Raw genomic sequence first — 25,236 nt, 5'->3', positions numbered from 1 at the left:
CACGGTGGCACACCCCGGGCTCAGCTGCCCCCGGGCACGCGCAGCAGCGGCTCGACTGCGGCGCGGATCACGTCGGGCATCGGCGTGACGCCGCGCGCCGGGTCGGTGTTGTCGACGTACACGTGCACGAAGCGGCCCTCGGCGGCCGCCTCGTCGCCCTCGCCCTGGAAGAGGCCGATGCGGTAGACCACCGAGGAGGTGCCGACCTTGTCGACCACCAGGCCGGTCTCGACGGGGGCCGGGAAGCCGATCTCGCGGAAGTAGCGGCACGAGGTCTCGGCCACCACCCCGATCTGCGGCAGGGCCCGCACGTCGACGCCGGTGGCCTCGTAGAGGTGCGCGTTGACCGCGGTGTCGAACATCTCGTAGTAGGTGGCGTTGTTGAGGTGGCCGTAGGCGTCGTCGTCGCGCCAGCGCGTGGTCACGGTGCGCCAGGCCACGTAGTCGTCCCTGGTGGGGCGGGCGGCACGGTCGGGGCTGGGGCTCACACGGGCTCCGTCTCTCGCAGGCGCTGGCTGATGACGGCCGAGACGCCGTCGCCGCGCATGGTCACGCCGTAGAGGGCGTCGCCGACCTCCATGGTGCGCTTCTGGTGGGTGATGACGAGCAGCTGGGAGTTCTCGCGCAGCTCCTCGTAGATCTCGAGCAGGCGACCGAGGTTGGTGTCGTCGAGCGCCGCCTCGACCTCGTCGAGGATGTAGAACGGTGAGGGCCTGGCCTTGAACAACGCGACCAGGAAGGCCACCGCGACCAGCGAGCGCTCACCGCCCGAGAGCAGCGAGAGCCGCTTGACCTTCTTGCCCGGCGGACGGGCCTCGACCTCGACGCCGGTGCTGAGCATGTCGCCCGGGTCGGTGAGCACCAGCCTGCCCTCTCCCCCGGGGAAGAGCCGGGCGAAGGTGGCGTCGAAGGCCTTCTCGACGTCGGCGTAGGCCTCGCGGAAGACCTGCTCGACCCGGTCGTCGACGTCCTTGACGATGTCGAGCAGGTCCTTGCGGGTGCGGCGCAGGTCCTCGAGCTGCTCGGTGAGGAACTTGTGGCGCTCCTCCATGGCCGAGAACTCCTCGAGGGCCAGGGGGTTGACCTTGCCGAGCATGGCCAGGGCCCGCTCGGCCGACTTCAGCCGCTTGCGCTGCTCCTCGCGCACGAACGGCACCGTCGCCGGCGTGCCCTCGGGCGCGTCGTCGGCGACCTCCTGCGGCACCGGCTGGTGGGGGCCGTAGTCGGCGACCAGCCCGTCGGGCTCGATGCCGAGCTCGTCGAGCGCGCGCTCCTCGAGCTGCTCGATGCGCATCCGCTGCTGGGCCCGGGCCAGTTCGTCGCGGTGCACCGAGCTGACGAGCTCCTCGTGCTCGCGGGCCAGGTCGCGCAGCCGGGCCCGGACCTCGCGCAGCTGCTCCTCGCGCTCGCGGCGGGCCTCCTCCACCTCCGCGCGGGCATCGGCCGCCTGCTGCACCGAGGCCTCGAGCCGGGTCAGGGCCCAGGTCACCGCGGCCCCGACGGCCTCGGCCGCGCGGCCCTCGCGCAGCAGCCGGTCGCGGCGCTCGGCGGCGCGCGCCCGCTGCTCGCGCTCCTTGGCGGCGGCCCGCACCAGCGAGTCGGCCCGGCCGTGGATGGCACGCGCCCGCTCCTCGGCGGTGCGCAGCGCCAGACGGGCGTCCATCTCGCCCTGCCGGGCCTCGCGGGAGGCCTCGACGAGCCGCTCGCGCTCGGAGGTGTCGGGCTCCTCCTCGGGCGCCTGCTCGGCGCGCGCCAGCCGCGCCTCGAGGTCGGCGAGCCCGGCCACGGCGTCGGCGCGGGCCTGCTCGGCCCGGGTGATCGCCTGCTCGACCCGCTCGGCCTCCGCGCGCGCCGAGCGCGCCTGCGAGCCGTGCTGGCCCAGCTCCTCGGCGACGGCGGCCAGGGTCGCGTCGGACTCGTGCAGGCGCGCGAGCGCCACGTCGACGCGCTGCTGGGCGTCGTGGCGGCGCGCCTCGAGCCGTGAGGTCTCGAAGCCGGCCCGCTCGCTGGCCGCGACCGCCTCGGCCAGCGCGGCGGCGGCCTCGTCGACGGCGGCCTGCACCTCGAGGAGGCTGGGTTGCGCGCTGGAGCCGCCGGCGACCAGGTGGGCGCTGACGACGTCGCCCTCGCGGGTGACCGCCCCCAGGCTCGGGTCCTCGGCCACCAGGGACCGGGCCGAGGCCAGGTCCTCGACGACGACGACCCGGTCGAGCAGCCGGACCAGCGCCGGGCGCAGGCCGGGCGGGCACTCCACCGCGTCGACGGCGTACGTCGCCCCCGGGGGCAGGGTGGGCCAGCCGGCGGGGCCGGGCAGCCCGGGCCCGTCGGCGAGCAGCAGGCCCGCGCGCCCCAGGTCGTCGGCCTTGAGGTGCGCGACCGCGGCGAGCGCGGCATCGGTGCCCTCGACGGCCACCGCGTCGGCGTGCGGGCCGAGGGCGGCCGCGACCGCCGCCCCATAGCCGGGGCGCACCGTGACCAGGGCGGCGACCGAGCCCAGCAGACCGGTGAGCCCGGAGTCGTCGCCCGCGCCGAGCAGGGCGCCGGCGCCGTCCTTGCGGTTCAGGCCCATCTCGAGGGCGTCCTTGCGGGCGGCGAGGGTGTGGCGGTCGCGGTCGGCGGCCTGCGCCTGCTCGCGCACCGCGGCCAGCAGCCCCTCCACCTCGTCGAGCTCGTCGACGGCCTGCTCGTGCTCGGCGTCGAGGCCCTCCTCCCCCGCGTCGAGACCCGCGACCTTCGTCTCCAGGGCGGTGAAGGCCTTCTGGGCGCGCTCGGCGCGCTCGAGCGCCTCCTGGCGGCTGTGGCGCAGCCGGCCGACCTCCTCGTCGGCCGCGGCGGCGCGCGACTTCAGCGCGTTGACCTGGCCGTGCAGGCGGGCCAGCCCCTCGCGCCGGTCGGCGGCGGCGCGCTGCAGCGCGGCGATGCGTCGCTCCTCCTCGGCGGCGGCGTCCTCGGCGCCCTTGCGCGCGGTGACGGCCTGCTCGAGCCCGGCGCGCCGCGCGTCGACCTCGGCGGCGGTGCGCTGCTCCTGCTCGCGCACCCGCGCGGCCTCGGCCTCGAGGTCCTCGGGGTCGCGCCCGCTGGCGGTCTCGACCTCGGTGCTGGCCGCGGCGTTGCGCACCCGCTCCGCGGCCAGCGACTGGGTGCCGCGCAGCCGCTCGCGCAGGCCCGACAGGGCGTACCAGGTGTCCTGGGCGGCGGCGAGCACCGGCAGGTCCTCGCGCAGGGCCGCCTCGAGGACGCCCTCGCGCTCACGGGCCGTGGCGGTGGCGCGCTCGACCTCCTCGCGCCGCTGCTTGAGCACCGACTCGTCGGCCATCTCCTGCTCCAGCGCGGTGCGGGCGGTGACCAGGTCGTCGGCCAGCAGCCGCGCCCGGGCGTCGCGCACGTCGGCCTGCACGGTGGCCGCCCGGCGGGCCACCTCGGCCTGGCGGCCCAGCGGCTTGAGCTGGCGGCGGATCTCGCTGAGCAGGTCGTTCAACCGGTGCAGGTTGCCCTCGGTCGAGTCGAGCTTGCGCAGCGCCTTCTCCTTGCGCTTGCGGTGCTTGAGGACCCCGGCCGCCTCCTCGATGAAGCCCCGCCGGTCCTCGGGGGTGGCGTGCAGGATCTGGTCGAGCTGGCCCTGGCCGACGATGACGTGCATCTCGCGCCCGATGCCCGAGTCGCTGAGCAGCTCCTGGACGTCGAGCAACCGGCAGGTCTGGCCGTTGATGGCGTACTCCGAGCCGCCGGAGCGGAACATCGTGCGGCTGATCGTGACCTCGGCGTACTCGATCGGCAGCGCGCCGTCGGTGTTGTCGATGCTCAGCTGCACCTCGGCACGCCCGAGCGGCGGGCGGCCCGAGGTGCCGGCGAAGATGACGTCGTCCATCTTGCCGCCGCGCAGGCTCTTGGCGCTCGCCTCGCCCATCACCCACGCCAGCGCGTCGACGACGTTGGACTTGCCCGACCCGTTGGGCCCCACGATGCAGGTGATGCCGGGCTCGAGCTGCAGGGTCGTCGACGAGGCGAAGGACTTGAACCCTTTGAGGGTCAGGCTCTTCAGGTACAACGCAGGGGCCCTTCCGCCGAGGTGGGCCTCAGGCTACCCCTGGGCGCGCCGGCGCCGCAGGAGCAGCGCGCCGGCCATCGCGACGCCCACGAGCCCCAGCGGCAGCGCGTTGGCGGCCGCGCGGTCCGAGACCGACACCGGCGCGGTCGCGCCGACGGGCGGCTCGGCGCCCCGCCCGTCGCCCGGCACGTCGACGGCGAACACGTCGAGGCCCCGCACCAGGTCGATGCTGTAGACGAGGTTGGTGCGCTTGGCCGTGCGCCGGTCGCGGGCGTCGTAGACCGGCACCCACATGGCGTCCCAGACCTCCGAGAGGCCCCACACGGCGTGGGCGTGGGTGCGGATGCGGCGCGGGTTGCTGACGTCGAGGACCTGGGTGCCGCCGCCGTAGAAGCCGGCCGCGACCAGGCCGCCGGCGCGGTAGTCGAACCAGTGCGAGGAGCAGAAGGCGCCGCGCGGCAGCGGGAAGGTGCCGAGGTCGGAGAGCTCGACCTTGTCGAGCGGGACGATCTTGCCGGGCTTGCCGTTGAGCTTCTTGACCCACCAGGTCTGGAACGAACCGGCCTGGGCGCAGTCGGTCTCCTCGTAGTCCTCCTCGGTCACCAGCAGCACGTTGCCGCGGCGCAGCGAGGGCTTGCGGCCGGGCTTGAACCGCTCGGCGTGCGGGCGGAAGGCGTTGTGCAGGATGAAGTCGTTCCAGCCCTCGTGGTCAGGGTCGTCGCCGGCCCCGGCGGCGCCGGTGGTGGTGAGCACCCGCGGGCGGCGCGGCTTCGAGACGTCCCACATCGAGGCACCCTCGTAGCCGGTGTGGGTGCCGATGCCGGCGGCGTCGAAGTTCCACTTGTGCCCGCCGGTCGGGCTGGCGAAGGGCTGCACGCCGGGCGTGGAGCGGTCGGAGTCGACCTCGACGGGGTTCTCGATGTCGCGCAGGTCGAAGATCGAGAAGCCCGAGCGGCCGCCGGCCGAGTAGGCGTAGCGGCAGTTGGTGTCGTCGATGCAGGCCACGGTGTGCGTGGAGGTGGTGCCGGGGGCCCGCGAGAGCACCGCGGGGGCGCTCGGGTCGGTCACGTCGACCACCACCAGCTCGCCGCCGCCGACGTTGACGTGCTCGATGTCGTCGGGCGAGGCCTGGTAGAGGTCGACCCCGATCAGCGCGAAGCGTCGGGTGCCCTGCTTGGTGCGGCGCTCACCGCAGTTCATCGCCTCGTTCTCGAACATCAGGCTGGGCAGCACCCCGACCCGCTCCGGGCTCGCCGGCTCGGAGACGTCGAAGACCTGCAGCGAGTCGAGCCCGCTGGTGACGAAGAGCGGCGCGGTGGCGGTGAAGCAGCCGGAGATGCCGACCTGGCCGGGGTTCGTCGAGACCTGGGCCATGTTGTCGCTGGCGACCAGCGACGCGGTCGTGCCGGGCTGCTGGGCGGCCCGCTCGAGCATCTGGCTGCGCACGTCGTCGGGGTCGGCACCCTGGGCGGGTGCGGACACCGCCATCGAGGTCAGGGCGAGGGCAGCGGCGGCCAGGACACCGGGCAGGGCGCGGGGGCGACGGGTCATGCCAGGCCCAACGACGCGTGGCCCCGGTGGTCACGGCCGAGGGGGCCGAGGGCTCAGACGGGCTGCATCTCCTGCAGGTCCTGCAGCTCCTCGCGCAGACCGTGCTCGGCGACCTCGGCGGTGAGCCGGTCGTTCTCGGCGCACAGCCTCAGCACGAGCGCCTCGAGCTCGCGCACGCGCGCGCGCAGCCGCGCGTTGTCGGCGGCTTGGCGGGGGTCGAGCAGGTCGCTGCTGCGGTAGCCGATCAGCGCCTTGGCCATGAGGGACTCTCCAGTGCGGTGGGACGATGGGGGTGGCGACGGACGAGCATCCGGACCGTCTATAAGAGTCCCACCACGCGGGCCTCCCGGTCAATCGCGGGGGGCGGCGGTGCCGTGGCGACCGGACCCGCAGCAGGAACGGTTGCTGACGCACCGCCCGACCATGCCGCGGGTCGTGGTCCGGGTCGTGGTCCGGGTCAGTCGGGCGCAGCGGCACCGGGGGTGACCACGCGCCGGCGGCGGGGCGCCGGCTGGCAGCGCGGGCAGAAGTACGACGACCGGTTCATGAACGCGACCCGGCGGATCGGGGTGCCGCAGCGGTCGCACGGCTCGTCGGCGCGGCCGTAGGCGTGCAGCGAGCGGTCGAAGTAGCCCGACTCGCCGTTGACGTTGACGTAGAGCGCGTCGAAGGAGGTGCCGCCCTGGGCGAGCGCCTCGGCCATGACGTCGCGCGCGTGGTCGAGCAGCGCCAGCACCTGGGCGCGGCTCAGCCGCTCCCCCGGGCGCTCGCCGTGGACGCCCGCGCGCCACAGCGCCTCGTCGGCGTAGATGTTGCCGACGCCCGAGACGAGGTTCTGGTCGAGCAGCTGGCGCTTGATGCCCGAGGCCCGTCGGCGCACGCGCGCGGCGAACTCGTCGTCGTCGAACTCCGGGTCGAGCGGGTCACGGGCGATGTGGGCGATCTCGGGCGGCAGGTCGGCACCGCCGGCCGAGATCGACAGTCCGCCGAACATGCGCTGGTCCACGAAGTGGAGGTGCCGGCCGTCGGCGGCACCGTCGAGGCGCACCCGCACCCGCAGGTGCTTCTCGGGGGCCGCGTCGGCGGGCTGGACCAGCATCTGCCCGCTCATGCCCAGGTGGGCCAGCAGGGCGTCGCCGTCGTCGAGGGGCAGCCAGAGGTACTTGCCCCGGCGCCGGGCGCCGGTGAGGGTGCGCCCGGTGAGGGCGGCGGCGAAGCCCTCGGGGCCGCGCTCGTCGCGGCGCACCGGCCGCGGGTGCAGCACGTCGACGCCGACCACCCGGGCGCCGACGACGTGGCGCTCGAGCCCGGCGCGCACCACCTCGACCTCGGGGAGCTCGGGCACCGGTCGCCTAGGAGCCGTCGGTGTCGGCGGGGCCGGTGGCCGTGCCGGCGGCGGGGCCGGTGCCGGACTTGCCGGCCGCGGCGTTGCCGGCCGCGACCTCGGCCGCGGTCTCGGCAGGGTCGGTGACACCGAGCTGCGCGGCGATCTCGCCGTACGCGGTCTCGGCGGCGGCCTGCTCGGCCTCCTTCTTCGACCGGCCGGTGCCGTTGCCGTAGAGGCGCTCGCCCACGCGCACCTGGGCGGTGAAGGTCTTCTGGTGGTCCGGGCCGCTGTCCTCGATGACGTACTCGGGCACACCCAGGCCGTGCTCGGCCGACAGCTCCTGCAGGGAGGTCTTCCAGTCGAGACCGGCCCCGAGGGCCGAGGCCGCCTCGATGAGCGGGTCGAAGAGGCGGTGCACCACCGCGGCGGAGGTCTCGATGCCTCCGCCGGAGAGGTGCACGGCCCCGATGACCGCCTCGACGGTGTCGGAGAGGATGGAGGCCTTGTTGCGGCCCCCGGTGCTCTCCTCGCCGCGACCGAGCTTGACGTGCTCGCCGAGCCGGATGCCGCGCCCGACACCGGCCAGCGCCCGGGCGTTGACCACCGCGGCGCGCAGCTTGGCCAACCGGCCCTCGGAGAGGTCCGGGTGGGTGCGGTACAGCGTCTCGGTCACGACGACGCCGAGCACCGAGTCGCCCAGGAACTCCAGGCGCTCGTTGGTCGGCAGGCCGCCGTTCTCGTAGGCGTAGGACCGGTGCGTGAGCGCGCGATCCAGCAGCTCGGGGTCCAGCTCAGGATCCCCGAGCGCTGCTCGCAGCTCGGCGTAGTCGTTCAGGGAACTGATCGGTCTCAGAGGACCTGACGACGGTCGGCCTTGGCGCCGTACTGGCCGCACTCGCCGCACGCGCGGTGCGGGAGGTGCTTGGCACCGCACGCGGCGTTCGCGCAGGTCACCAGGGTCGGCGCCGTGGCCTTCCAGGCCGAGCGACGGTGACGGGTGTTGCTGCGCGACATCTTCCGCTTCGGGACAGCCACTGTTTTCTCCTCGTTGCGAGGCCGGGATCGCTCCTCGGCCTGGTGGTGGTCTTGCTGGTGGGTCTGCTACTTCTCGTCCGGCTCGTCCTGCGCCAGGGCGGCCAGGCCGGCCCAGCGCGGGTCGATCGGTTCGTCGTGACCGTGGTCGGGGTCCTCGGCCAGTCGTGCCCCGCAGTCGGGGCACAGACCGGGACAGTCCTCGGTGCACAGGGGCTGGAACGGCAGCTTGAGCACCACTGCGTCCCTCAGCTGGGGCTCGAGGTCGAGCAGGTCGTCCTCGAGCCGGCTGACCTCGTCGTCCTCGTCGTGGGAGGTCTGGTGCTCGGCGTAGACGTACAGCTCCTGGAAGGTCACCTCGACGTCGTCGTGGATCTCCTCCAGGCACCGTGCGCACTCGCCGTCGAGCCCGGCTCGCGCCGTGCCCGTGACCAGGACTCCCTCCATGACCGCCTCGAGCCGCAGGTCGATGTCGACCGGCGAGCCCTCGGGGACAGTGAGGACGTCGATGCCCAGATCTGCCGGTGCCGGCACCGAGAGCGTCACCTCACGCTGGGACCCCGGGCGGCGGCCGAGCTCGCGGGTGTCGAGCACGAGCGGCGCTCTCGGGTCCAGGCTGGTCAGGGGATCACTTCCGGGTCCGGGCACGAACAGATCAGCGGGAAGCGTATCCCTCGGGTGAACGGCGGGGCAAAACGCGCCTGCCGGGTCATCCGCGCTGCTCGGCGATGCGCTCGGTCAGGCGGGCGTGCACGAAGTCGGGCACCAGCGTGGAGACGTCGCCGCCGAAGGTCGCGACCTCCTTGACCAGGCTCGAGGCGAGGAAGGAGTACTCGGGGCTGGTGGGCACGAAGACGGTCTCCACGTCGGTGAGCGAGGAGTTCATCTGCGCCATCTGCAGCTCGTAGTCGAAGTCGCTGACCGCGCGCAGGCCCTTCACGATCGCGTGGATGCCGTGCTCGGCGCAGTAGTCGGTCAGCAGGCCCTTGAAGCCGTCGACGCGCACGTTGTCGAAGTCGGCGCACGCCTCGGTGAGCATCGCCATCCGCTCCTCGGGGGTGAACATCCGGTTCTTGGACTTGTTCACCCCGACCGCGACGACGACCTCGTCGAAGAGGGAGGCGGCCCTCGCGACGATGTCGATGTGCCCGTTGGTGACGGGGTCGAAGGACCCCGGGCAGACGGCTCGACGCACTACTGCTCCCCCGCTCGTGGTTGCTCTGCTGGCTCCCCCGGCTCGTCCACGGGCGCGTGGGCCGACCACAGGGTCGTCTCACCGTACTTGCGCGAGCGGACCTCGACGAACCCGGTGGGGAACGCCGGCTGCGGGCTGCGCCGCGAGCGCTCGACGACGACCAGCGCGTCGGGCACCAGCCAGCCCTGCTCGACGAGCGCCAGCAGGTCGGCGCCCAGCTCCTCCTCGGTCAACGGGTAGGGCGGGTCCATGAAGACGACGTCGTAGGGCGCCACCGGCGCCCGGCCCAGGGTCGCGGCGACCGGTGCCGCGAGCACCTCGGCCCGCGGGAAGCCGAGCGTGCGGGCGTTGGTGGCGATCAGCCCCGCCGTGCGCCGGTCCGCCTCCACCAGCGTCGCCACGCCCGCGCCGCGCGAGAGGGCCTCGAGCCCGACGGCGCCCGAGCCGGCGTACAGGTCGAGGAAGCGCAGGCCCTCGAGCGAGCCCGTGGCGGCCTCGATCGAGGAGAACAGCGCCTCGCGGACCCGGTCGGCGGTGGGACGGGTGGCGGTGCCGGGCGGGGTGCTCAGCCGGCGTCCGCCGGCGCTGCCGCCGATGATGCGGGTCATGGGAAGCGATCCTACGAGCGGTCGACGAAGTCGGCGGCGACCGACCTCTCGAGGGCCTCGACGGCGGCGGCCAGCGCGGGGGCGCCCCGCAGGTCGGGGTCCGACTCGAGCAGGTCGACGCCTGCGGCGCGGGCGGCGAGGATGGTCTCCTCGTCGCGGAGCACCCGCAGGGTGTGCAGGCTGGACTGGTAGCCGGACTGGTGGGCGCCGAGCACGTCGCCCTCGCGGCGCTGCTCGAGGTCGACCCGGCTCAGCTCGAAGCCGTCGGAGGTGGCGGCGACCGCCTCGAGACGCCCACGGGCCGGGGTGCCGACCTCGGCGTGGGTGACCAGCAGGCACAGGCCGGGGTGGCCGCCGCGGCCGACCCTCCCGCGGAGCTGGTGCAGCTGGGAGACCCCGAACCGGTCGGCGTCCAGCAGCACCATCGCCGTGGCGTTCGCCACGTCGACCCCGACCTCGATGACCGTGGTGGAGACCAGCACGTCGACCTCGCCGTCGGCGAACGAGCGCATCGTCGCGTCCTTGACGTCGGGGGTCAGGCGCCCGTGCATGGCGGCCAGCCGCAGCCCCGCCAGCGGACCCGCGCGCAGCTCCTCCACGACCTCCTCGACCGCGCTGAGCGGACGCTCGGTGCGTTCCTCGCCGGTGTCGCCCGGCTCCCCGGCCTCGGCCTGGCCGGCCTCCCGCTCGTCGCCGGAGATGCGGGGGCACACGACGTAGACCTGGTGGCCGGCCGCGACCTCCTCGCGCACCCGCTGCCAGACGCGGTCGACCCAGTGCGGGGCGTCGGCGACGGGCACGACCGTGGTCTGAACCGGCGCCCGGCCGGCCGGCAGCTCGGTCAGGGTGGAGATCTCGAGGTCGCCGAAGACGGTCATCGCCACCGTGCGCGGGATCGGGGTGGCGGTCATCACCAGCACGTGGGGCGGGGTGCCGGCCTTGTCGGTCAGGGCGGCGCGCTGCTCGACGCCGAAGCGGTGCTGCTCGTCGACCACGACCAGCCCGAGGTCGGCGAAACCGACCTTGTCCTCGAGCAGGGCGTGGGTGCCGATCACGATGCCGGCCTCGCCCGAGGCCAGCCGCGACATCGGCCCGGTGCGCTGGGTCCTGGTCATCGAGCCGGTGAGCAGCTCGACCGCGGTGGCCTCCTCCGCCCCGCCCAGCAGGCCGGCCGAGGCGAGGTCGCCGAGCATCGCGGTGATGGAGCGGTGGTGCTGCTGGGCGAGCACCTCGGTCGGCGCGAGCAGGGCGGCCTGGGCCCCGGAGTCGACGACGCGCAGCATCGCGCGCAGCGCCACCAGCGTCTTGCCCGAGCCGACCTCGCCCTGCAGCAGCCGGTTCATCGGCCGCTCGCGCGCCAGGTCCTCGTCGATCTCGGCGCCCACCTCGCGCTGGCCGCCGGTCAGCTCGAAGGGCAGCCGCGCGTCGAAGGCGTCGAGCAGGCCCCCGCTGCGCCCGGCCCGGGGCCGTGCACCCAGCCGGGCGAGCGCACGGCGCCGGCGGGCCAGCACCAGCTGGGTCACGATCGCCTCGTCGAAGCGCAGCCGCTGCAGCGCCCGCGTGACCTGGGCGTAGTCCTTCGGGTGGTGCACCCACTCCAGCGCGGTGCCGGCGTCGACCAGCCCGGCCTGCTCGCGCACCGACTCGGGCAGCAGCTCGGGCACCTCGTCGAGGACGGCGAGGGCGAAGGTGATAGCGCGCTGGAGGTCCCAGGTGTCGACACCCTTGGTGAGCGGGTAGATCGGGTAGAGGTCGCCGAGGGTCTCCAGCGAGAGCTGCGCGGCGTCCTCGCCCTCGGTGCCCATCAGGACCATCTGCGGGTTGGTGAGCTGCCAGTCGCCGTTGAAGCGGCCCACCTTGCCCTGGAAGATGCCCCGGCGCCCCTCGGGCAGCCGGCGCTCGTGCCAGTCGGTCATGTGCGGCTTCTTGGCGAAGAACGACATCCGCAGGCTCGGGCCGTCGGTGTGCAGCACCGTGTCGACCCGGTACGCCGTGCGGCCGGTGCGGCGGTCGACGTACTCGCGCCGGCGGGTCTGGCCGATCTGGCCGACCACCGTCAGCAGCTCGCCCTCCTGCAGCGAATCGACCGTGGTCAGCTCGGCGGTGCGCACGTAGCGCCGCGGCAGGTGGTGCACGAGCTGGCCGACGGTGCGCAGCCCCAGGCCCTTGGTGATCTTGGCGGCCTTGGTGCCGGTGTCGCCCAGCAAGGTCTCTATCGGCGAGTCCATCGAGATCACCGCCGCACCTCCTCCCCCGGGCTCAACGCTCGGTTCACTCCACGGCCAGCAGGAGCGGGTAGCGCTCCTGCCCACCGTCGTACACCACGGCATCGACAAAGGGGTGGCGCTCGGCGAGCCAACCGGTGCAGTGCTCGGCCAGGGCGCCGTCGGGGTCGTCGGCCCCCGAGACGATGGTGACGAGCTCGCCACCGCCGGCGACGAGGCGCTCGAGCACCTCGGTGGCGACGTCGGCGAGCGCCGACCCGACGACCGCGAAGTCGCCGGCCACCACGCCCAGGGCGTCGCCGGGCTCGCAGGGCCCGGCCATCGTCATCGCCTGGCGCGCCGCGACGGTGACCGCGCCGTGGCGGGCGTGGCGCGCGGTGGCGGTCATCTCGAGCACGTCGGCGTCGAAGCCGCGACCGGGTTCGTGGACGGCCAGCGCGGCCAGGCCCTGCACCTGCGCCTGGGTCGGGATGACCGCGACCCGGACCCCCGCGTCCTGGGTCGCCGTCGAGGCGGCCACCTGGGCGGCGCGCACCGAGTCGCCGTCGTTGGGCAGCACCACGACCTCCTGGGCGCCGCAGCCGGTGATGGCCTGAAGCAGGTCGCCGGTCGAGGGCCGGCGCCCGGGCCCGCCCTCGACGACCACGGCGCCGGCCTCGGCGAAGAGCGAGGAGAGCCCGGGGCCGGCCGAGACCACGACCACGCAGCGGCCCTCGCGCGGCCTGCCGGCCGCCTCGCGCTCCGCCCGGGCGGCCTGCTGCGTGACCTGGTCGTGGAAGTGGGTGACCCGGATGCGGTGCGGGCGCCCGGCCTCGATGCCGGCCTCGATCGCGGCACCGACGTCGTCGACGTGCACGTGCACGTTCCAGAGCCGCTCGTCGCCGACGACGACCAGCGAGTCGCCCAGGGCGGCGAGGCGCTCGCGCAGCGCCGGCACCTGCTCGGCGTCGGTGTCGAGCAGGTACATCACCTCGTACGCCGGCCCGCCCGGGGTCAGGTCGCCACCGGGCTGCTGCGCGGTCGTGGCCTGGGCGATGGGGATGGCGTGCTGGCCGATGCGCGGCAGCACCGGCTCGGGCCGGCGCCCGGTCAGCGCGGTCTCGGCGGCGTCGAGCACGACGCTCAGCCCCCGGCCGCCGGCGTCGACCACGCCGGCGTCGGCCAGCGCCTGCAGCTGGGTGGGGGTGCGTGCCAGGGCGGCACGGGCCGCCTCGGCCGCCCCGGTGAAGACGTCGCGGGTGCGGGCGGAGGGGTCCTCGCGCACCGCCTCGGCCGCCTCGGCCGCGGCCCGGGCCACCGACAGGATGGTGCCCTCCACGGGCGTGCCCACCGCGGCGTACGCCGCCTCGGCGGCCAGGCGCAGCGCCTCGGCGAGGACCTCGGCGTTGCGCTCCTCGGCGGTCGCGCGCGCCAGGCGGCGAGCGATGGCGCGCATCATCTCGCTGAGGATGACCCCCGAGTTGCCGCGGGCCCCCAGCAGCGCCCCCCGGCTGAACGCCGCCAGCGCGTCGCCCAGCTCGGCGCCTGAGTCGCCGCCGGTGGCCTCGCGCACGGCGTCCCTGGCCGCGGAGACCGTGAGGTACATGTTGGTGCCGGTGTCGCCGTCGGGGACCGGGTAGACGTTGAGCGCGTCGATCTCCTCGCGCGCCGCCCCCAGGGCGTCGACGGCGATGTCGACGAAGAGCAGCACGACCTCGAGGCTCACCCCGCGTCCGGTCGGTCCCACTGGCTCCACGGGGCGACACGTTAGTGTGCGGGTGGCGGCGATGCGTGGCGTGACGCGCCCCGCAGCCACCTCCGGCCCCCGATCGTCCCGCGATTGGCCGAGCACCGCACGCCTCGGATACTCTGGCGCGGTTGCCCGGAGCACCGGGCCCTCGACTCGTTCGGCTGTGCACGAACAGTTGTGCACATCTTTTCGTCCCAACCTCGATCCTTCAGGAGTTCACGGTGGCTGCCGTCTGCGACATCTGCGCCAAGAAGCCTGGCTTCGGCAACAACCGGCCGTGGTCGCGCAAGATCACGAAGCGCCGCTTCGACCCCAACATCCAGCGCGTGCGTGCCAAGGTCAACGGCACCCCCAAGCGCCTCAACGTCTGCACCGGCTGCCTGAAGGCGGGCAAGGTCTCCCGCTGACCTCCCGCTGACCACCTCGGTCCGCCGTCGGACGGCCGTCACCCCACCGGGGTGGCGGCCGTTCGTGCGTCCGGGGCCGATCAGAAGTGCGTCCACCCGGTGTCGCCGGTCCAGGGGGCGCCGTCGACCGTGACGCCCTCGCCCTCGCGCACCTCGCCGATCACGCTCCACCCCTCGGGCAGGACGGTCCCGGCCGGGAAGGTCGCCAGCAGGGCGTGGTCGTCGCCGCCGGAGAGCATGAAGGCCACCGGGTCGACCCCGCCCAGCGCGGCGGCCACCGCGTGCAGCGGCTCGGGCACCTCCAGCGCGTCGGTGCGCACGTCGACGGCCACGCCGGAGGCGGTGGCCAGGTGGCCGGCCTCGGACAGCAGGCCGTCGGAGACGTCGATCATCGCGGTCGCGCCGGCGTCGGCGGCGGCCGGCCCGGCGTCGTACGGCGGCTGGGGGCGGCGGTAGGCCTCGACCAGCACCCGCGGGGAGCGGAAGCCGCGCCCAAGCACCGCCAGGCCGCCGGCGGCCCAGCCCTGGCGCCCGGCGAGGGCCAGCACGTCACCGGGGGCGGCACCCGAGCGCACGACCGGGGCCACGGTGCAGGCGCCCATCACGGTCACGGCCACGACCACCTGGTCGCCGCGCGTCAGGTCACCGCCCACGACGCTGGCCCCGACCAGCGCGCACTCGTCGGCGAAGCCCTGGGCGAAGTCGAGCGCCCACTGCGCCTCGAGATCGGCGGGGGCGGCGAGGCCGATGGTCAGCGAGGTGGCCCGGCCGCCCATCGCGTTGATGTCGGAGATGTTCTGCGCCGCGGCCCGGTGGCCCACGTCGGAGGCGGAGGCCCAGTCACGACGGAAGTGCCGGCCCTCGACCATCAGGTCCGTCGAGACCACCACGTGGCCGGTGCGCACCCGCAGCACCGCGGCGTCGTCGCCGGGCCCGATGAGCACCTGCTCGCCCTGCTCGAAACGGCTGGTGATGGCCGAGATCAGGCCGAACTCGCCGACGTCGGCGAGGCTCGCCCCCGGCTCGAAGGACTGCTCGGGGGACGACGGGGAGGTCATGGCCCCATCCCACCAGACCCGGCGGCGTCCACCCGCCCAGGGCCCCAGTGACCCTGCGTCCACCAGCAGGTAGGTTGTCGCCGACACATCCGGGTGACGTGTCCGCGGCAACGGAGCCGTGACGACAACCCTTGAGGAGCAACACGATGGTCGTGCAGGCCTACATCCTGATCCAGACCGACGTCGGCAAGGCTGCGGAGGTCGCGGCCGCGATCGCCCAGGTCAAGGGCGTGACCCTCGCCGAGGACGTCACCGGCCCCTACGACGTGATCGTGCGCGCCGAGGCCCGCAACGTCGACGAGCTCGGCAAGCTGGTCGTCTCGAAGGTGCAGAACCTCGACGGCATCACCCGCACCCTGACCTGCCCGGTCGTCCACATCTGAGCCGGACCGACCCGACCTCCGTGGTCATCACCCGGCGCGCAGCGTCCCGACGCCCCGGCCCCGCGAGGGGTCGGGGCGTCGTCGCTGCGGGTGCGCTGGCGCTGCTGCTGGGTGCCTGCGGCGGCCCCGTCGAGGTCGCCGCACCGGCCCTCGACGCGGAGTCCGCCGCCGCCTGCGACGAGCTCCTGGGCGCCCTGCCCGACGACCTGGCCGGGCTCGAGCCCCGCGAGGTCTCCCCCGCCGACGCCCCGGCCCGCGCCTGGGGCGAGGGCCTGGTGCTGACCTGCGGCGTCGAGGAGCCCCCGCTCTTCCGCGAGCTGATCGCCCCCTCCTGCGACGAGATCGTCGGCGTGGGCTGGTTCTTCCCGCCCGCCGAGCTGGAGGACGAGGACGGCCCGGTCACCGGCACCACGATCGGCTACCGGCCCCGCGTCGAGGTGCTGGTGCCCGACGAGTACCGCGGTGGTGTCTCCTTCACCGCCCTCTCCGAGCTCGCCGCACCCATCACCGAGCACCTCGAGCTCGTCCAGCGCTGCCGGTGAGTGACGGCCGGTCGGCGCGATGTGGGACGCTCGTGCCATGAGCGAGGAGCAGCTGCCCGGTCCCGTCGCCGTCATCGCCGGCGGCCTGAGCCACGAGCGCGACGTGTCGCTGGCCAGCGGCCGCAACCTGGTGCGCGAGCTGCGCGCGGTCGGCGTCGAGGCCGAGGCCTACGACTTCGACCGCAACCTGCTGCACACCCTCGAGCAGCACAAGGTCGTGGCCGCGGTGCCCGCGCTGCACGGCCACTTCGGCGAGGACGGCGAGATCCAGACGCTCCTCGAGCTCATCGACCTGCCCTACGTCGGCACCCGCAGCCGCGCCTGCCGGGTGGCCCACGACAAGGGCACCGCCCGCGAGCTCCTGCGCCGCGCCGGCATCGCGGTGCCCGAGAGCGTCGGGCTCTCCTCCCAGACCTTCCGCGACATCGGCGCCGCCGCGCTGATGGAGCACGTCATGCACCGGCTCGGGGAGCGTGTCGTGGCCAAGCCGACGCGCTGCGGCAGCGCCCTGGGGGTGACCGGCGTCGACGGCCTCGCCGCCCTGCCCTCCGCGCTCGTGACCGCCTACGCCTACGGCGACGACGCCCTCATCGAGCGCTTCTACGACGGCACCGACGTCAGCGTCGTGTGCATCGAGACCGACGAGGGCGTGCAGGCTCTGACCCCGGTGGCGGTGGAGTACGAGAAGGGCCACGAGTTCGACTTCGACGCCCGCTACACCGCCGAGTTCGTCTCCTTCTCCCGCCCCGACCTGCCCGACGAGCTGATCGCGGCCCTCGAGCGGACCGCCTGCGAGGCCCACCGGGTGCTCGGCCTGCGCCACCTCTCGCGCTCCGACTTCATCGTCTCGGGCGACGGCTCCTACGTGCTCCTGGAGACCGCGATCACCCCCGGCACCACCGAGACCTCGGTCATGCCCTTCGCCTGCACCCTCTCCGGCACCAGCCTCGGCCAGGTCGTCCTCGACCTGGTCCGCCGCGCCCTGGCCTGACCACCCCCACCGACCCGGCCCATATCTCGCGCTGACCCGGCGCATATGTCTCGTCGACCCGGCGCACATCTCGCGTCGACCCGGCGCACACCTGCCTGTGCCGGTTCCGGCCGGGTCAGCGCGAGATTTCCGCCGGGTCAGTGGGAGATTTGGGCCGGGTCAGTGGGAGATTTGGGCCGGGTCGGCGGGAGATTCGAGCCTGGTCAGCGCAGACCGGTGGGGCGCTCGAGGGCGAGCTGGATGAGCTCGTCGACCAGCTCGGTGTAGGACATGCCGCTGGCCTCCCACATCTTCGAGTACATCGAGATGGGGGTGAAGCCCGGCATCGTGTTGATCTCGTTGAGCAGGACCTCGCCGTCGGGCGTCACGAAGACGTCGACGCGCGAGAGGCCCTCGCCGCTGATCGCCTCGAACGCCTGCACCGCGACCTCGCGCACCCGCTGGGCGACGTCGTCGGGCAGGTCGGCCGGGGCCTCGGTGCGGGCCTGGGAGTCGGAGAGGTACTTGGCCTCGAAGTCGTAGAACGTCGCGGCGCCGTGGTCGACCACGATCTCGCCCGGCACCGACGCCCGCGGCGCGGCGCCGCCACGACCGCCGAGCACCGCGCACTCGATCTCGCGTCCCTCGACACCCTGCTCGACCAGCACCTTCGGGTCGTGGGCGCGGGCCTCCTCGATCGCGTCGGCCAGCCCCGTGAGGTCGTCGACGCGGGTGACGCCCAGCGACGAGCCGGCCCGGGCGGGCTTGACGAAGACCGGGAACTCCAGCGCCTCCTGCACCCGCGCCACCACGGCCTCGGGGCGCTGCTCCCACTCGCCCGGCTTCACCACGACGTACGGCGCCACCGGCAGCCCGTGGCCGGCGAAGACCAGCTTCATGTAGTGCTTGTCCATGCCGACCGCCGAGGCCAGGACGCCGGCGCCGACGTAGCGCACGCCGGCCAGCTCGAGCAGCCCCTGGATGGTGCCGTCCTCGCCGTACGGGCCGTGCAGCAGCGGGAAGACCACGTCGACCGGACCGGCCTCACCGAGGCTGGCCAGGGCCGGGCCCGACCCGGTCGTGACCTCGGGGAGCCGCCCGGCGGCGAGCTCCCAGCGCGACGCGTCGCCCGCGGCCAGGACCCAGTCGCCGTCGCGCGTGATGCCGATGGGCAGCACCTCGTACTTGTCGCTGTCGATCGCCTTCATCACCCCGGCGGCCGTGGCCGCCGAGATGGCGTGCTCGCCCGAGCGTCCACCGAAGACGAGGGCCACTCGGGTCTTGCGTGCAGCGGTCTCGGGGCGAGGCGTCTCGGTCATGGTCCGCGACCCTACTGAAGGCCCGCGGCGACCTCGTCCAGGCGCGCCCCGCGGGAGGCCTTGAAGAGAACCGCGTCACCCTCGGCGAGGTGCTCGGCGAGCCAGGCGCCGGCGGCGGCGTTGTCGGCGAGCAGCAGGCTCCGCTCCCCCGCGCCCTCGTGGATGCCGCGGGCGGCCTCGCCCACGACCACCACCACGTCGACGCCCCGGTCGACGGCGTAGGCACCGACGCCGCGGTGCTCCTCCGGGCTGGTCTCGCCCAGCTCGCGCATCTCGCCCAGCACCGCGACGGTGCGGCGTACGCCGGGGTCGGCGCCGATCGAGGCGAGCGCGTCGATGGCGGCGCGCATCGAGTCGGGGTTGGCGTTGTAGGAGTCGTTGAGCACGGTCACGCCGTTCGGGAGCTCGCTGAGCTCCATGCGCCACTGCGAGAGCGTCGAGACCCCGCCCAGCGCGGCGGCGACCTGCTCGACCTCCAGGCCGGCGGCGATCGCGGCCGCGGCCGCGGCGGCGGCGTTGAGCGCCTGGTGGGCGCCCACCAGCCGGAGCCTGACCGGCACCCGGGCCCCGTCGGCGACCAGCACGAACGACGGCCTGCCCAGGCGGTCGAGCTCGAGCTCCTCGACGCGTACGTCGGCGGGCTGCTGGGCCCCGAAGGAGACCACGCGCGCGCCGGTGCGTGACGCCATCGCCGCGACGCGCTCGTCGTCGGCGTTGAGGACGGCGGTGCCGTCGTCGTCGAGCGCCTCCACCAGCTCGCCCTTGGCCTGCGCGATCGCCTCGCGCGAGCCGAACTCGCCCAGGTGGGCCTGGCCGACGTTGAGCACCAGCGACACGTCGGGGCGCACGAGGGCGGTCAGCTCGGCGATGTGGCCCAGGCCCCGGGCGCCGAGCTCGAGCACCAGGTAGCGGGTGCCGGTCTCGACGCGCAGGGCGGTCAGCGGCATGCCGAGCTCGTTGTTGAAGGAGCCGCGGGTGGCCACGGTCGGCGCGGCCTCGGACAGCACGGCGCCGAGCAGGTCCTTGGTCGAGGTCTTGCCCTGCGAGCCCGTGATCCCCACGACCGTCAGGCCGCCGTCGCGGCGCACCCGCTCCACGACGTGGGCCGCGAGCCGCTGCAGCGCCAGCCTCGGGTCGTCGACCACCACCGTCGGCAGCTCGGTGGGGCGGCTGCCCAGGACGGCCACGGCCCCCTGCCGGCCGGCCTGCGCGGCGTGCTCGTGGCCGTCGCTGTGCTCGCCGACGAAGGCGGCGAACAGGCTGCCGGGGCCGGCCTCGCGGCCGTCGATCACGACCGGGCCGTCGACCACGACGTCCTCGGGGGCCACAGCGGACCCGCGGGGCCCACCGGTGACCTCACCGCCCACCACGGCGGCGACCTGCGCCAGGCTGAGGGCGATCACGAGGCTCGTCCTGGGGTGGGCGCGGAGCACGACTGGTTGGCCGACGTCATGGGGCGTCACCCTAGTGTGTGCCCATGAGCGAGACCCCCCAACCCGCCACCGTCGCCGTCCACGCCGGACGTCCCCCGCACGAGGCCGACCAGCCGCTCAACGAGCCGCTGACGATGGCCTCGACGTACGTCGCCCTCGGGGACCGCGAGTACGGCCGCTACGGCAACCCGACCTGGCAGGCCTTCGAGGACGCGCTCGGGCGTCTCGAGGGCGGCACCGCGCTCGCGTTCTCCTCCGGTCTGGCCGCGGTCGCGACCGTGCTCGACCTGGTCGGCCAGGACGCGCTGGTCGTGGCCCCCGACAGCGCCTACAGCGGCAGCCTCGCCCAGCTCGCCGACCTCGAGATGCGCGGACGCGTGCGCAGCCGCCTGGTCGACATCGCCGACACCGACGCCGTGGTCGCCGCCTGCGAGGACGCCGCGCTGGTGTGGGTGGAGACCCCGACCAACCCCAACCTCGACATCGCCGACCTGGCCCGCATCGTCGAGGCCGCCCACGCCGCCGGCGCCTACGTCGTCGTCGACAACACCTTCGCCACGCCCCTGGTGCAGACCCCGCTGGCCGACGGCGCCGACATCGTCGTGCACTCGGCCACCAAGTACCTCGGCGGGCACAGCGACCTGCTGCTCGGCGCCCTGGTGACCAGGGACGAGGAGCTCGCCGGGGTGCTCAAGGGACGCCGCGACCTCTACGGCGCCGTGCCGGGCACCATGGAGGCGTGGCTGGCGCTGCGCGGCCTGCGCACCCTGCACCTGCGCGTCGAGCGCGCCACCGCCAACGCCACCGAGCTCGCCCGGCGCCTGGCCGAGCACGCGGCCGTCGAGCGGGTGCGCTACCCCGGCTTCGGGGCGATCGTCTCCGTCGAGCTCGCCGGCGGCGCGATGGCCGCCGACCTGCTGACCCGCAAGACCCACCTGTGGGTGCACACCACCAGCCTCGGCGGCGTCGAGTCGACCCTCGAGCGCCGGCGCCGCTGGAAGCTGGAGCCCACCACCGTCTCCGAGGCGCTGGTGCGGCTCTCCGTCGGCATCGAGGACGTCGACGACCTGTGGGCCGACCTGTCCCGCGCGCTCGACGACCTCACCGTCTGAGCCCCGCCGAATCTCAGTCGGTCTCGGCCTTCGTGTCGCGGGCCAGGACGGCGTCCATCATCTCCTGGGCGGTCATGTGGCCGGCGACGACCTCGTCGACGTACCGGGCCACGGGGGCGTCGCAGCCGCTCTGCTCGGCGAGGGCGCGCAGGGAGGAGCAGGACTTCGCGCCCTCGGCGACCTGGCGGGTGCTGGCGTAGATCTCCTCGGTGGTCATCCCCTGGCCCAGCTTCTCGCCGAACGACCGGTTGCGCGAGAGCGGCGAGGAGCAGGTGGCGACCAGGTCGCCGAGGCCGGCGAGACCCATCAGGGTCAGCGGGTTGGCGCCCAGCTTCATCGCCAGCCGCGCGGTCTCGGCGAGCCCGCGGGTGATGATCGAGGCGGTGGTGTTGTCGCCGAAGCCCAGGCCCACCGCCATGCCCACGGCGAGGCCCACGACGTTCTTGTAGGCACCGCCGAGCTCGCAGCCGAGCACGTCGACGGAGGTGTAGGGGCGGAAGGCCGGCGAGTGGCAGCGCTGCTGCAGCCGCTTGGCGACCTCCTCGTCCTCGCAGGCCACCACGGAGGCGGCCGGCTCGCGACGGGCGATCTCCTTCGCCAGGTTGGGGCCGCTGACGACCGCGATCCGCTCCGGCCCCGCGCCGGTGACCTGGTGGATCACCTCGCTCATCCGGTTCAGGCTGCCGAGCTCGACCCCCTTCATCAGCGACACGAGGACGGCGTCGTCCTCGATGTGGGGCGCCCAGGCGGTGAGGTTCTCGCGCAGCGACTGCGACGGCGTCGCGAGCACGACCATGTCGGCGCCGTGCAGCACCTTCTCGACGTCGGTGGTGGCGTCGACGCTGGGCGGCAGCTCGATGCCAGGCAGGTAGTCGGCGTTCTCACGCCGCTCGTTGATGCTCTCGGCGACCTCGGGCCGGCGCGCCCACAGGGTCACGTCGTTGCCGGCGTCGGCGAGCACGACCGAGAAGGCCGTGCCCCACGACCCGGCGCTGAAGACGGCGACCTTGCCCTTGGTCGAGACGCTCATGCGGTGTCCTTCCGGTCCTGGGACTCATCATCGGCTCGCGCGCCCTGCCGGCGCATGTCGAAACGTACGGCGGGTGCCCGCTCGCCGCGCACCTGCTCGACCAGGGCGGTGATGGCGGCCATGATCCGGTCGGTCGCACGCTGCGCCGCGGCCGCCTCGGCGCCCCCGCCGGAGCCGGCGGCCAGGTCGGAGAGGTCGACGGGCTCGCCGACGTGCATCGAGATCTTCTTGGGCGGGAACAGCCGGGGCTTCTTCGTGTACGGCGCCAGCAGGTCCTGGGCGCCCCACTGCCCGACCGGGATGACCGGGCAGCCGGTGGCCAGCGCGATCCGGGCGGCCCCGGTCTTGCCGCGCATCGGCCACAGGTCGGGGTCGCGGCTGATGGTGCCCTCGGGGTAGACGACCACGCACTCGCCCCGGCGCACGGCCTCGACCGCGGCGTCGTAGGCCCCGATGGCCGAGCTGGTCGCCCGGTGCACGGGGATCTGCCCGGCACCGCGCAGGAAGAACGCGAGGAACCTGTTCCTGAAGAGCCCCGACTTGGCCAGGTAGCGCGGCAGGCGACCGTGGTCGTAGAGCAGGTGCGCGGCCAGCAGCGGGTCGACGTGGGAGACGTGGTTGAGCACCAGCACGAAGCCGCCGGTGGCCGGGATGTTCTCCCCGCCGCGCCAGTCGCGCCGGGTCGTCGCGAGCAGCAGCGGCTTGACGATCGGCACGGCGAAGCTGAACGCCCAACCGCGTGGTTGCTGCAGCTTGCGAACGGTCACGCGTCTCCCTCGGCAACGGTGCCGGAGCAGGTCGGCTCCGACGTCGACCTGCAGGCTACTCGCAGCCGGCCCGGCAGGCGTGCAGCGACGCCTGCGAGGATGGCCGACCATGAGCACGACCTCCGAGCCCGCCGCCCACCCCTCGTCCGACCCCTCGGGCTGGGTCGTGCTGGTGCCGGTCAAGCCGCCCGCGCGGGGCAAGTCGCGCCTGGTCGGTCTCGACGACGGCGCTCGCCGCGAGCTCGCCTCGGCCTTCGCCCTCGACACCGTCGCGGCCTGCCTGGCGGCGCCGGGGGTGGCGCAGGTCCTGGTGGCCACCGACGACGCCGGCTTCGCGGCGTCGCTGCTCGCGCTCGGCGCCGACTGCATCCCCGACGGCGACTCGGGGGACCTCAACGCCACGCTGCGCCAGACGGCCGCCGAGGCCGGACGCCGGTGGCCGGCGCTGCGCCCGGTCGCCCTCTGCGCCGACCTGCCCACGCTGCGGCCCGAGGACCTCGCCACCGGCCTCGCCTCGGCCGGCCGGGCGCTCGGGGGCGCGGCGGCGGCCTTCGTCCCCGACGCCGCCGGGGTCGGCACCACCCTCTACGCGGCGGCGTACGACGCCTTCGACCCCCGGTACGGCGGCGCCTCGCGGCAGGCGCACCTCGACGCCGGCTGCACCGAGGTCGAGCATGCCCCCGCGACGCTGCGGCGCGACGTCGACGACCTGGTCGACCTGCAGGCAGCCGTGGCGCTGGGACTGGGCCCCCGCACCGCCGAGGTCGTCGCAGGCCTGCGGCTGTTCTGAGCCTGCCCCGGACCTGCCTGGCCCGGGCATGTCCTGGCTCGGCGCCGAGGCAGCGCTGACCTGGGGCACGCCGATGGCGGGCCACCCGAGGGCGACCCGCCGTGCGACGAGGTGGATCAGGAGGAGGACGTCGAGGAGCCACCGCTGCCCGAGCTGCTGCCCGAGCTGCTGCTCGACGTGCTGCCGCTCGAGGTGCCGCCCGCGCTCGCCGTCTTCTTGGCCGGGCTCTTCTTGGCGCTGCTCTTCTTGGCCGCGGTCGACTTCGAGGCGGTCGACTTCGAGGCGGTCGACTTCTTGGCAGGCGCCTTCGTGGCAGCGGTGCCGGTGGACTTCTTGGCCGGCCCCTTCGTGCCGGCCGACGACGAGGTCGCGCTCGTCTTCGCCGGGGTCTTCTTCGCCGTCGACTTCTTGGCGGGCGTCTTCTTCGCCGTCGTCTTCGCGGCCGTCGTCTTGGTGGTCGTCGTCTTCTTGGCCGGGGCCTTGGCGGCGGTCTTCTTGGCGGCGGTCTTCTTGGCCGGGGCCTTGGCAGCCGTCGCCTTCGTCGCCGGGGCAGCCTTCTTGGCGGGCGCCTTCGTCGCCGGCGCCGACTTCGCGGTCGACGCCTTCGCGGTCGACGACTTCTTGCCCGTCGCCTTCTTGACCGTGTCGACGGCCATCGCCGCAGGCGCCGTCGCGGCGGCGACGGTCAGCTTGGGCAGCTTCTTGGCGCCGGAGACGACGTTCTTGAGGTCGGCGCCGGGGGTGAACTTCGGCACGGCGGTCTTCTTGGCCTTGATCCGCTCACCGGTGCGCGGGTTGCGCACCCACCGGGCGTCGCGGATCCGCTTCTCGAACGACCCGAACCCGGTGATGGCGACCTTCTCGCCCTTCGAGACCTCGCGCGTGATCGTGTCGAGGACCGACTCGAGCGCGTGCGCGGCCGCCTTCCTGTTCCCCTCGTAGCGCGCTGCGAGCGCGTCGATGAGCTGAGACTTGTTCACTCCGCTTCCCCTTCAGCCGACCTCGGCAGCACGGCGCGCTGCCCGATGTTGCTAGCACGCTAGGGACTTGTGGCCCGGGCCACAACGACCCGGGCCGGGAAGGGACCCCGGGAGTGTCGAGGTCAGGAGTGGATGGTCAGCGGCTTCCAGCTCGGTCGCCCGGCCTCGAAGCGGCCGATCTCCTCGTCGTGACCCAGCGTGATGCCGATGTCGTCGAGGCCCTCGAGCAGGCGCCAGCGGGTGTAGTCGTCGATGTCGAAGGAGTCCTCGATCGCGTCGTCGCCCTCACCGGCGCGCACGGTGCGCGACTCGAGGTCGACGGTGATCGCGGCGCCCGGGTCGGCCTCGAGCAGGTCCCACAGCCGCTGCACGACCTTCTCGTCGACCTGGGCGGCGAGCAGGCCCGCCTTGCCGGAGTTGCCGCGGAAGATGTCGGCGAAGCGCGAGGAGATGACGACCTTGAAGCCGTAGTTCTGCAGCGCCCAGACCGCGTGCTCGCGCGAGGAGCCGGTGCCGAAGTCGGGGCCCGCCACCAGCACCGAGCCCTGCGAGTAGACCGGGTGGTTGAGCACGAACTCGGGGTCGTTGCGCCAGGCCGCGAACAGCCCGTCCTCGAAGCCGGTGCGCGTGACCCGCTTGAGGTAGACGGCCGGGATGATCTGGTCGGTGTCGACGTTGCTGCGGCGCAGCGGGACACCGATGCCGGTGTGGGTGGTGACCTTCTCCATGG

At 74.1% G+C, this 25,236-nt stretch carries 25 protein-coding genes; 6 read left to right on the top strand and 19 right to left on the bottom strand.

Annotation, left to right across the window (positions count from 1 at the left end; genetic code table 11):
* Positions 1–20: 20 nt before the first annotated feature.
* The 12 genes from OCU29_RS02605 to OCU29_RS02550 all read right to left on the bottom strand — a co-directional run bounded on the left by OCU29_RS02605 (position 21) and on the right by OCU29_RS02550 (position 13,691).
* Positions 21–488 (bottom strand): thioesterase family protein, encoded by a 468-nt coding sequence (locus OCU29_RS02605; protein WP_179615955.1) that lies wholly within the window; start codon positions 486–488, stop codon positions 21–23.
* Positions 485–4,048 (bottom strand): chromosome segregation protein SMC, encoded by a 3,564-nt coding sequence (gene smc / locus OCU29_RS02600; RefSeq protein WP_261818680.1) that lies wholly within the window; start codon positions 4,046–4,048, stop codon positions 485–487. Before smc ends, OCU29_RS02605 begins: the two co-directional genes overlap by 4 nt.
* Before the next feature lie 33 nt (positions 4,049–4,081).
* Positions 4,082–5,599 (bottom strand): hypothetical protein, encoded by a 1,518-nt coding sequence (locus tag OCU29_RS02595; protein ID WP_261818679.1) that lies wholly within the window; start codon positions 5,597–5,599, stop codon positions 4,082–4,084.
* Positions 5,600–5,652: 53 nt separating this feature from the next.
* Positions 5,653–5,859: a hypothetical protein gene (locus OCU29_RS02590; protein WP_179615952.1), complete on the bottom strand. Its 207-nt coding sequence runs from the start codon at positions 5,857–5,859 to the stop codon at positions 5,653–5,655.
* 197 nt (positions 5,860–6,056) lie between these two features.
* Positions 6,057–6,944, bottom strand: a complete 888-nt coding sequence (gene mutM / locus OCU29_RS02585) for a bifunctional DNA-formamidopyrimidine glycosylase/DNA-(apurinic or apyrimidinic site) lyase (protein WP_179615951.1) — start codon at positions 6,942–6,944, stop codon at positions 6,057–6,059.
* 7 nt (positions 6,945–6,951) lie between these two features.
* Positions 6,952–7,770, bottom strand: a complete 819-nt coding sequence (gene rnc / locus OCU29_RS02580; protein ID WP_370463649.1) for a ribonuclease III — start codon at positions 7,768–7,770, stop codon at positions 6,952–6,954.
* Positions 7,771–7,775: 5 nt separating this feature from the next.
* The gene (gene rpmF, locus OCU29_RS02575; protein ID WP_179615949.1) at positions 7,776–7,961 is read right to left on the bottom strand and encodes a 50S ribosomal protein L32; all 186 of its coding nucleotides are present in this window, start codon (positions 7,959–7,961) and stop codon (positions 7,776–7,778) included.
* Positions 7,962–8,027: 66 nt separating this feature from the next.
* Complete coding sequence (locus tag OCU29_RS02570) at positions 8,028–8,552, bottom strand: DUF177 domain-containing protein (protein ID WP_258016922.1); 525 nt, start codon at positions 8,550–8,552, stop codon at positions 8,028–8,030.
* A 115-nt stretch (positions 8,553–8,667) separates the two neighbouring features.
* Positions 8,668–9,153, bottom strand: coding sequence for a pantetheine-phosphate adenylyltransferase (gene coaD, locus OCU29_RS02565; protein ID WP_179615948.1), 486 nt, complete (start codon positions 9,151–9,153; stop codon positions 8,668–8,670).
* Positions 9,153–9,761, bottom strand: a complete 609-nt coding sequence (gene rsmD / locus OCU29_RS02560; protein WP_261818677.1) for a 16S rRNA (guanine(966)-N(2))-methyltransferase RsmD — start codon at positions 9,759–9,761, stop codon at positions 9,153–9,155. The genes coaD and rsmD overlap by 1 nt, the downstream gene beginning before the upstream one ends.
* A gap of 11 nt (positions 9,762–9,772) precedes the next feature.
* Positions 9,773–11,989: an ATP-dependent DNA helicase RecG gene (locus OCU29_RS02555; RefSeq protein ID WP_261818907.1), complete on the bottom strand. Its 2,217-nt coding sequence runs from the start codon at positions 11,987–11,989 to the stop codon at positions 9,773–9,775.
* 43 nt (positions 11,990–12,032) lie between these two features.
* Entirely contained in the window at positions 12,033–13,691 is a 1,659-nt protein-coding gene (locus OCU29_RS02550; RefSeq protein ID WP_261818676.1) for a DAK2 domain-containing protein, read from the bottom strand.
* 245 nt (positions 13,692–13,936) lie between these two features.
* On the opposite strand from OCU29_RS02550, the gene rpmB reads away from it, so the two are divergent.
* The gene (rpmB, locus tag OCU29_RS02545) at positions 13,937–14,122 is read left to right on the top strand and encodes a 50S ribosomal protein L28 (RefSeq protein WP_056862348.1); all 186 of its coding nucleotides are present in this window, start codon (positions 13,937–13,939) and stop codon (positions 14,120–14,122) included.
* A gap of 80 nt (positions 14,123–14,202) precedes the next feature.
* Here rpmB and OCU29_RS02540 read toward each other — a convergent pair whose 3' ends face one another.
* Positions 14,203–15,180 carry a thiamine-phosphate kinase gene (locus tag OCU29_RS02540; protein WP_261818675.1) on the bottom strand — a complete coding sequence of 326 codons (978 nt, stop codon included), beginning with the start codon at positions 15,178–15,180 and terminating at the stop codon, positions 14,203–14,205.
* Positions 15,181–15,326: 146 nt separating this feature from the next.
* On the opposite strand from OCU29_RS02540, the gene OCU29_RS02535 reads away from it, so the two are divergent.
* Genes OCU29_RS02535 through OCU29_RS02525 form a run of 3 tightly spaced genes read left to right on the top strand, consistent with a single transcriptional unit; the run spans position 15,327 to position 17,096 of the window.
* Positions 15,327–15,563 carry an Lrp/AsnC ligand binding domain-containing protein gene (locus OCU29_RS02535; RefSeq protein WP_028636164.1) on the top strand — a complete coding sequence of 79 codons (237 nt, stop codon included), beginning with the start codon at positions 15,327–15,329 and terminating at the stop codon, positions 15,561–15,563.
* Positions 15,564–15,583: 20 nt separating this feature from the next.
* A complete protein-coding gene (locus OCU29_RS02530) occupies positions 15,584–16,105 on the top strand; it encodes a DUF3515 domain-containing protein (protein ID WP_261818674.1) in 522 nt (173 codons plus the stop codon).
* Between the two features lie 37 nt (positions 16,106–16,142).
* Positions 16,143–17,096: a D-alanine--D-alanine ligase gene (locus OCU29_RS02525; RefSeq protein ID WP_261818673.1), complete on the top strand. Its 954-nt coding sequence runs from the start codon at positions 16,143–16,145 to the stop codon at positions 17,094–17,096.
* Between the two features lie 203 nt (positions 17,097–17,299).
* Here the strand turns inward: OCU29_RS02525 and OCU29_RS02520 are convergent, their stop codons facing one another.
* Positions 17,300–18,394: a D-alanine--D-alanine ligase family protein gene (locus OCU29_RS02520; RefSeq protein ID WP_261818672.1), complete on the bottom strand. Its 1,095-nt coding sequence runs from the start codon at positions 18,392–18,394 to the stop codon at positions 17,300–17,302.
* Positions 18,395–18,405: 11 nt separating this feature from the next.
* Positions 18,406–19,797: a UDP-N-acetylmuramoyl-tripeptide--D-alanyl-D-alanine ligase gene (gene murF / locus OCU29_RS02515; RefSeq protein ID WP_261818671.1), complete on the bottom strand. Its 1,392-nt coding sequence runs from the start codon at positions 19,795–19,797 to the stop codon at positions 18,406–18,408.
* Between the two features lie 74 nt (positions 19,798–19,871).
* On the opposite strand from murF, the gene OCU29_RS02510 reads away from it, so the two are divergent.
* Positions 19,872–20,939, top strand: a complete 1,068-nt coding sequence (locus OCU29_RS02510) for a PLP-dependent aspartate aminotransferase family protein (protein WP_179615940.1) — start codon at positions 19,872–19,874, stop codon at positions 20,937–20,939.
* A gap of 13 nt (positions 20,940–20,952) precedes the next feature.
* Here the strand turns inward: OCU29_RS02510 and OCU29_RS02505 are convergent, their stop codons facing one another.
* Together OCU29_RS02505 and OCU29_RS02500 are read right to left on the bottom strand one after the other, a co-directional pair.
* Complete coding sequence (locus tag OCU29_RS02505) at positions 20,953–21,969, bottom strand: NAD(P)H-dependent glycerol-3-phosphate dehydrogenase (protein ID WP_261818670.1); 1,017 nt, start codon at positions 21,967–21,969, stop codon at positions 20,953–20,955.
* Complete coding sequence (locus OCU29_RS02500) at positions 21,966–22,736, bottom strand: 1-acyl-sn-glycerol-3-phosphate acyltransferase (RefSeq protein WP_261818669.1); 771 nt, start codon at positions 22,734–22,736, stop codon at positions 21,966–21,968. The genes OCU29_RS02505 and OCU29_RS02500 overlap by 4 nt, the downstream gene beginning before the upstream one ends.
* Positions 22,737–22,845: 109 nt before the next feature.
* Here OCU29_RS02500 and cofC point away from each other — a divergent pair, with 109 nt between their 5' ends.
* Entirely contained in the window at positions 22,846–23,526 is a 681-nt protein-coding gene (gene cofC, locus OCU29_RS02495; RefSeq protein ID WP_261818668.1) for a 2-phospho-L-lactate guanylyltransferase, read from the top strand.
* Between the two features lie 116 nt (positions 23,527–23,642).
* Here cofC and OCU29_RS02490 read toward each other — a convergent pair whose 3' ends face one another.
* Both OCU29_RS02490 and leuD read right to left on the bottom strand, forming a co-directional pair.
* The gene (locus OCU29_RS02490) at positions 23,643–24,506 is read right to left on the bottom strand and encodes an HU family DNA-binding protein (protein WP_306798998.1); all 864 of its coding nucleotides are present in this window, start codon (positions 24,504–24,506) and stop codon (positions 23,643–23,645) included.
* A gap of 122 nt (positions 24,507–24,628) precedes the next feature.
* Positions 24,629–25,234: a 3-isopropylmalate dehydratase small subunit gene (gene leuD, locus OCU29_RS02485; RefSeq protein ID WP_261818667.1), complete on the bottom strand. Its 606-nt coding sequence runs from the start codon at positions 25,232–25,234 to the stop codon at positions 24,629–24,631.
* Between the last annotated feature and the right edge of the window lie 2 nt (positions 25,235–25,236).

It is taken from the genome of Nocardioides sp. OK12 (assembly GCF_024341885.1).
Taxonomy (GTDB): Bacteria; Actinomycetota; Actinomycetes; order Propionibacteriales; family Nocardioidaceae; genus Nocardioides; species Nocardioides marinisabuli.
This window is presented reverse-complemented; position numbering and strand designations above follow the sequence as displayed.

Bases quoted from the DNA above. Each gene is read 5' to 3' on its own strand.
- leuD (WP_261818667.1), bottom strand. From the start codon at position 25,234: ATGGAGAAGGTCACCACCCACACCGGCATCGGTGTCCCGCTGCGCCGC.
- OCU29_RS02595 (WP_261818679.1), bottom strand. From the start codon at position 5,599: ATGACCCGTCGCCCCCGCGCCCTGCCCGGTGTCCTGGCCGCCGCTGCC.
- OCU29_RS02535 (WP_028636164.1), top strand. From the start codon at position 15,327: ATGGTCGTGCAGGCCTACATCCTGATCCAGACCGACGTCGGCAAGGCT.
- rsmD (WP_261818677.1), bottom strand. From the start codon at position 9,761: ATGACCCGCATCATCGGCGGCAGCGCCGGCGGACGCCGGCTGAGCACC.
- OCU29_RS02555 (WP_261818907.1), bottom strand. From the start codon at position 11,989: ATGGACTCGCCGATAGAGACCTTGCTGGGCGACACCGGCACCAAGGCC.
- OCU29_RS02520 (WP_261818672.1), bottom strand. From the start codon at position 18,394: ATGACCGAGACGCCTCGCCCCGAGACCGCTGCACGCAAGACCCGAGTG.
- OCU29_RS02525 (WP_261818673.1), top strand. From the start codon at position 16,143: ATGAGCGAGGAGCAGCTGCCCGGTCCCGTCGCCGTCATCGCCGGCGGC.
- OCU29_RS02505 (WP_261818670.1), bottom strand. From the start codon at position 21,969: ATGAGCGTCTCGACCAAGGGCAAGGTCGCCGTCTTCAGCGCCGGGTCG.
- OCU29_RS02540 (WP_261818675.1), bottom strand. From the start codon at position 15,180: ATGACCTCCCCGTCGTCCCCCGAGCAGTCCTTCGAGCCGGGGGCGAGC.
- cofC (WP_261818668.1), top strand. From the start codon at position 22,846: ATGAGCACGACCTCCGAGCCCGCCGCCCACCCCTCGTCCGACCCCTCG.
- OCU29_RS02510 (WP_179615940.1), top strand. From the start codon at position 19,872: ATGAGCGAGACCCCCCAACCCGCCACCGTCGCCGTCCACGCCGGACGT.
- OCU29_RS02590 (WP_179615952.1), bottom strand. From the start codon at position 5,859: ATGGCCAAGGCGCTGATCGGCTACCGCAGCAGCGACCTGCTCGACCCC.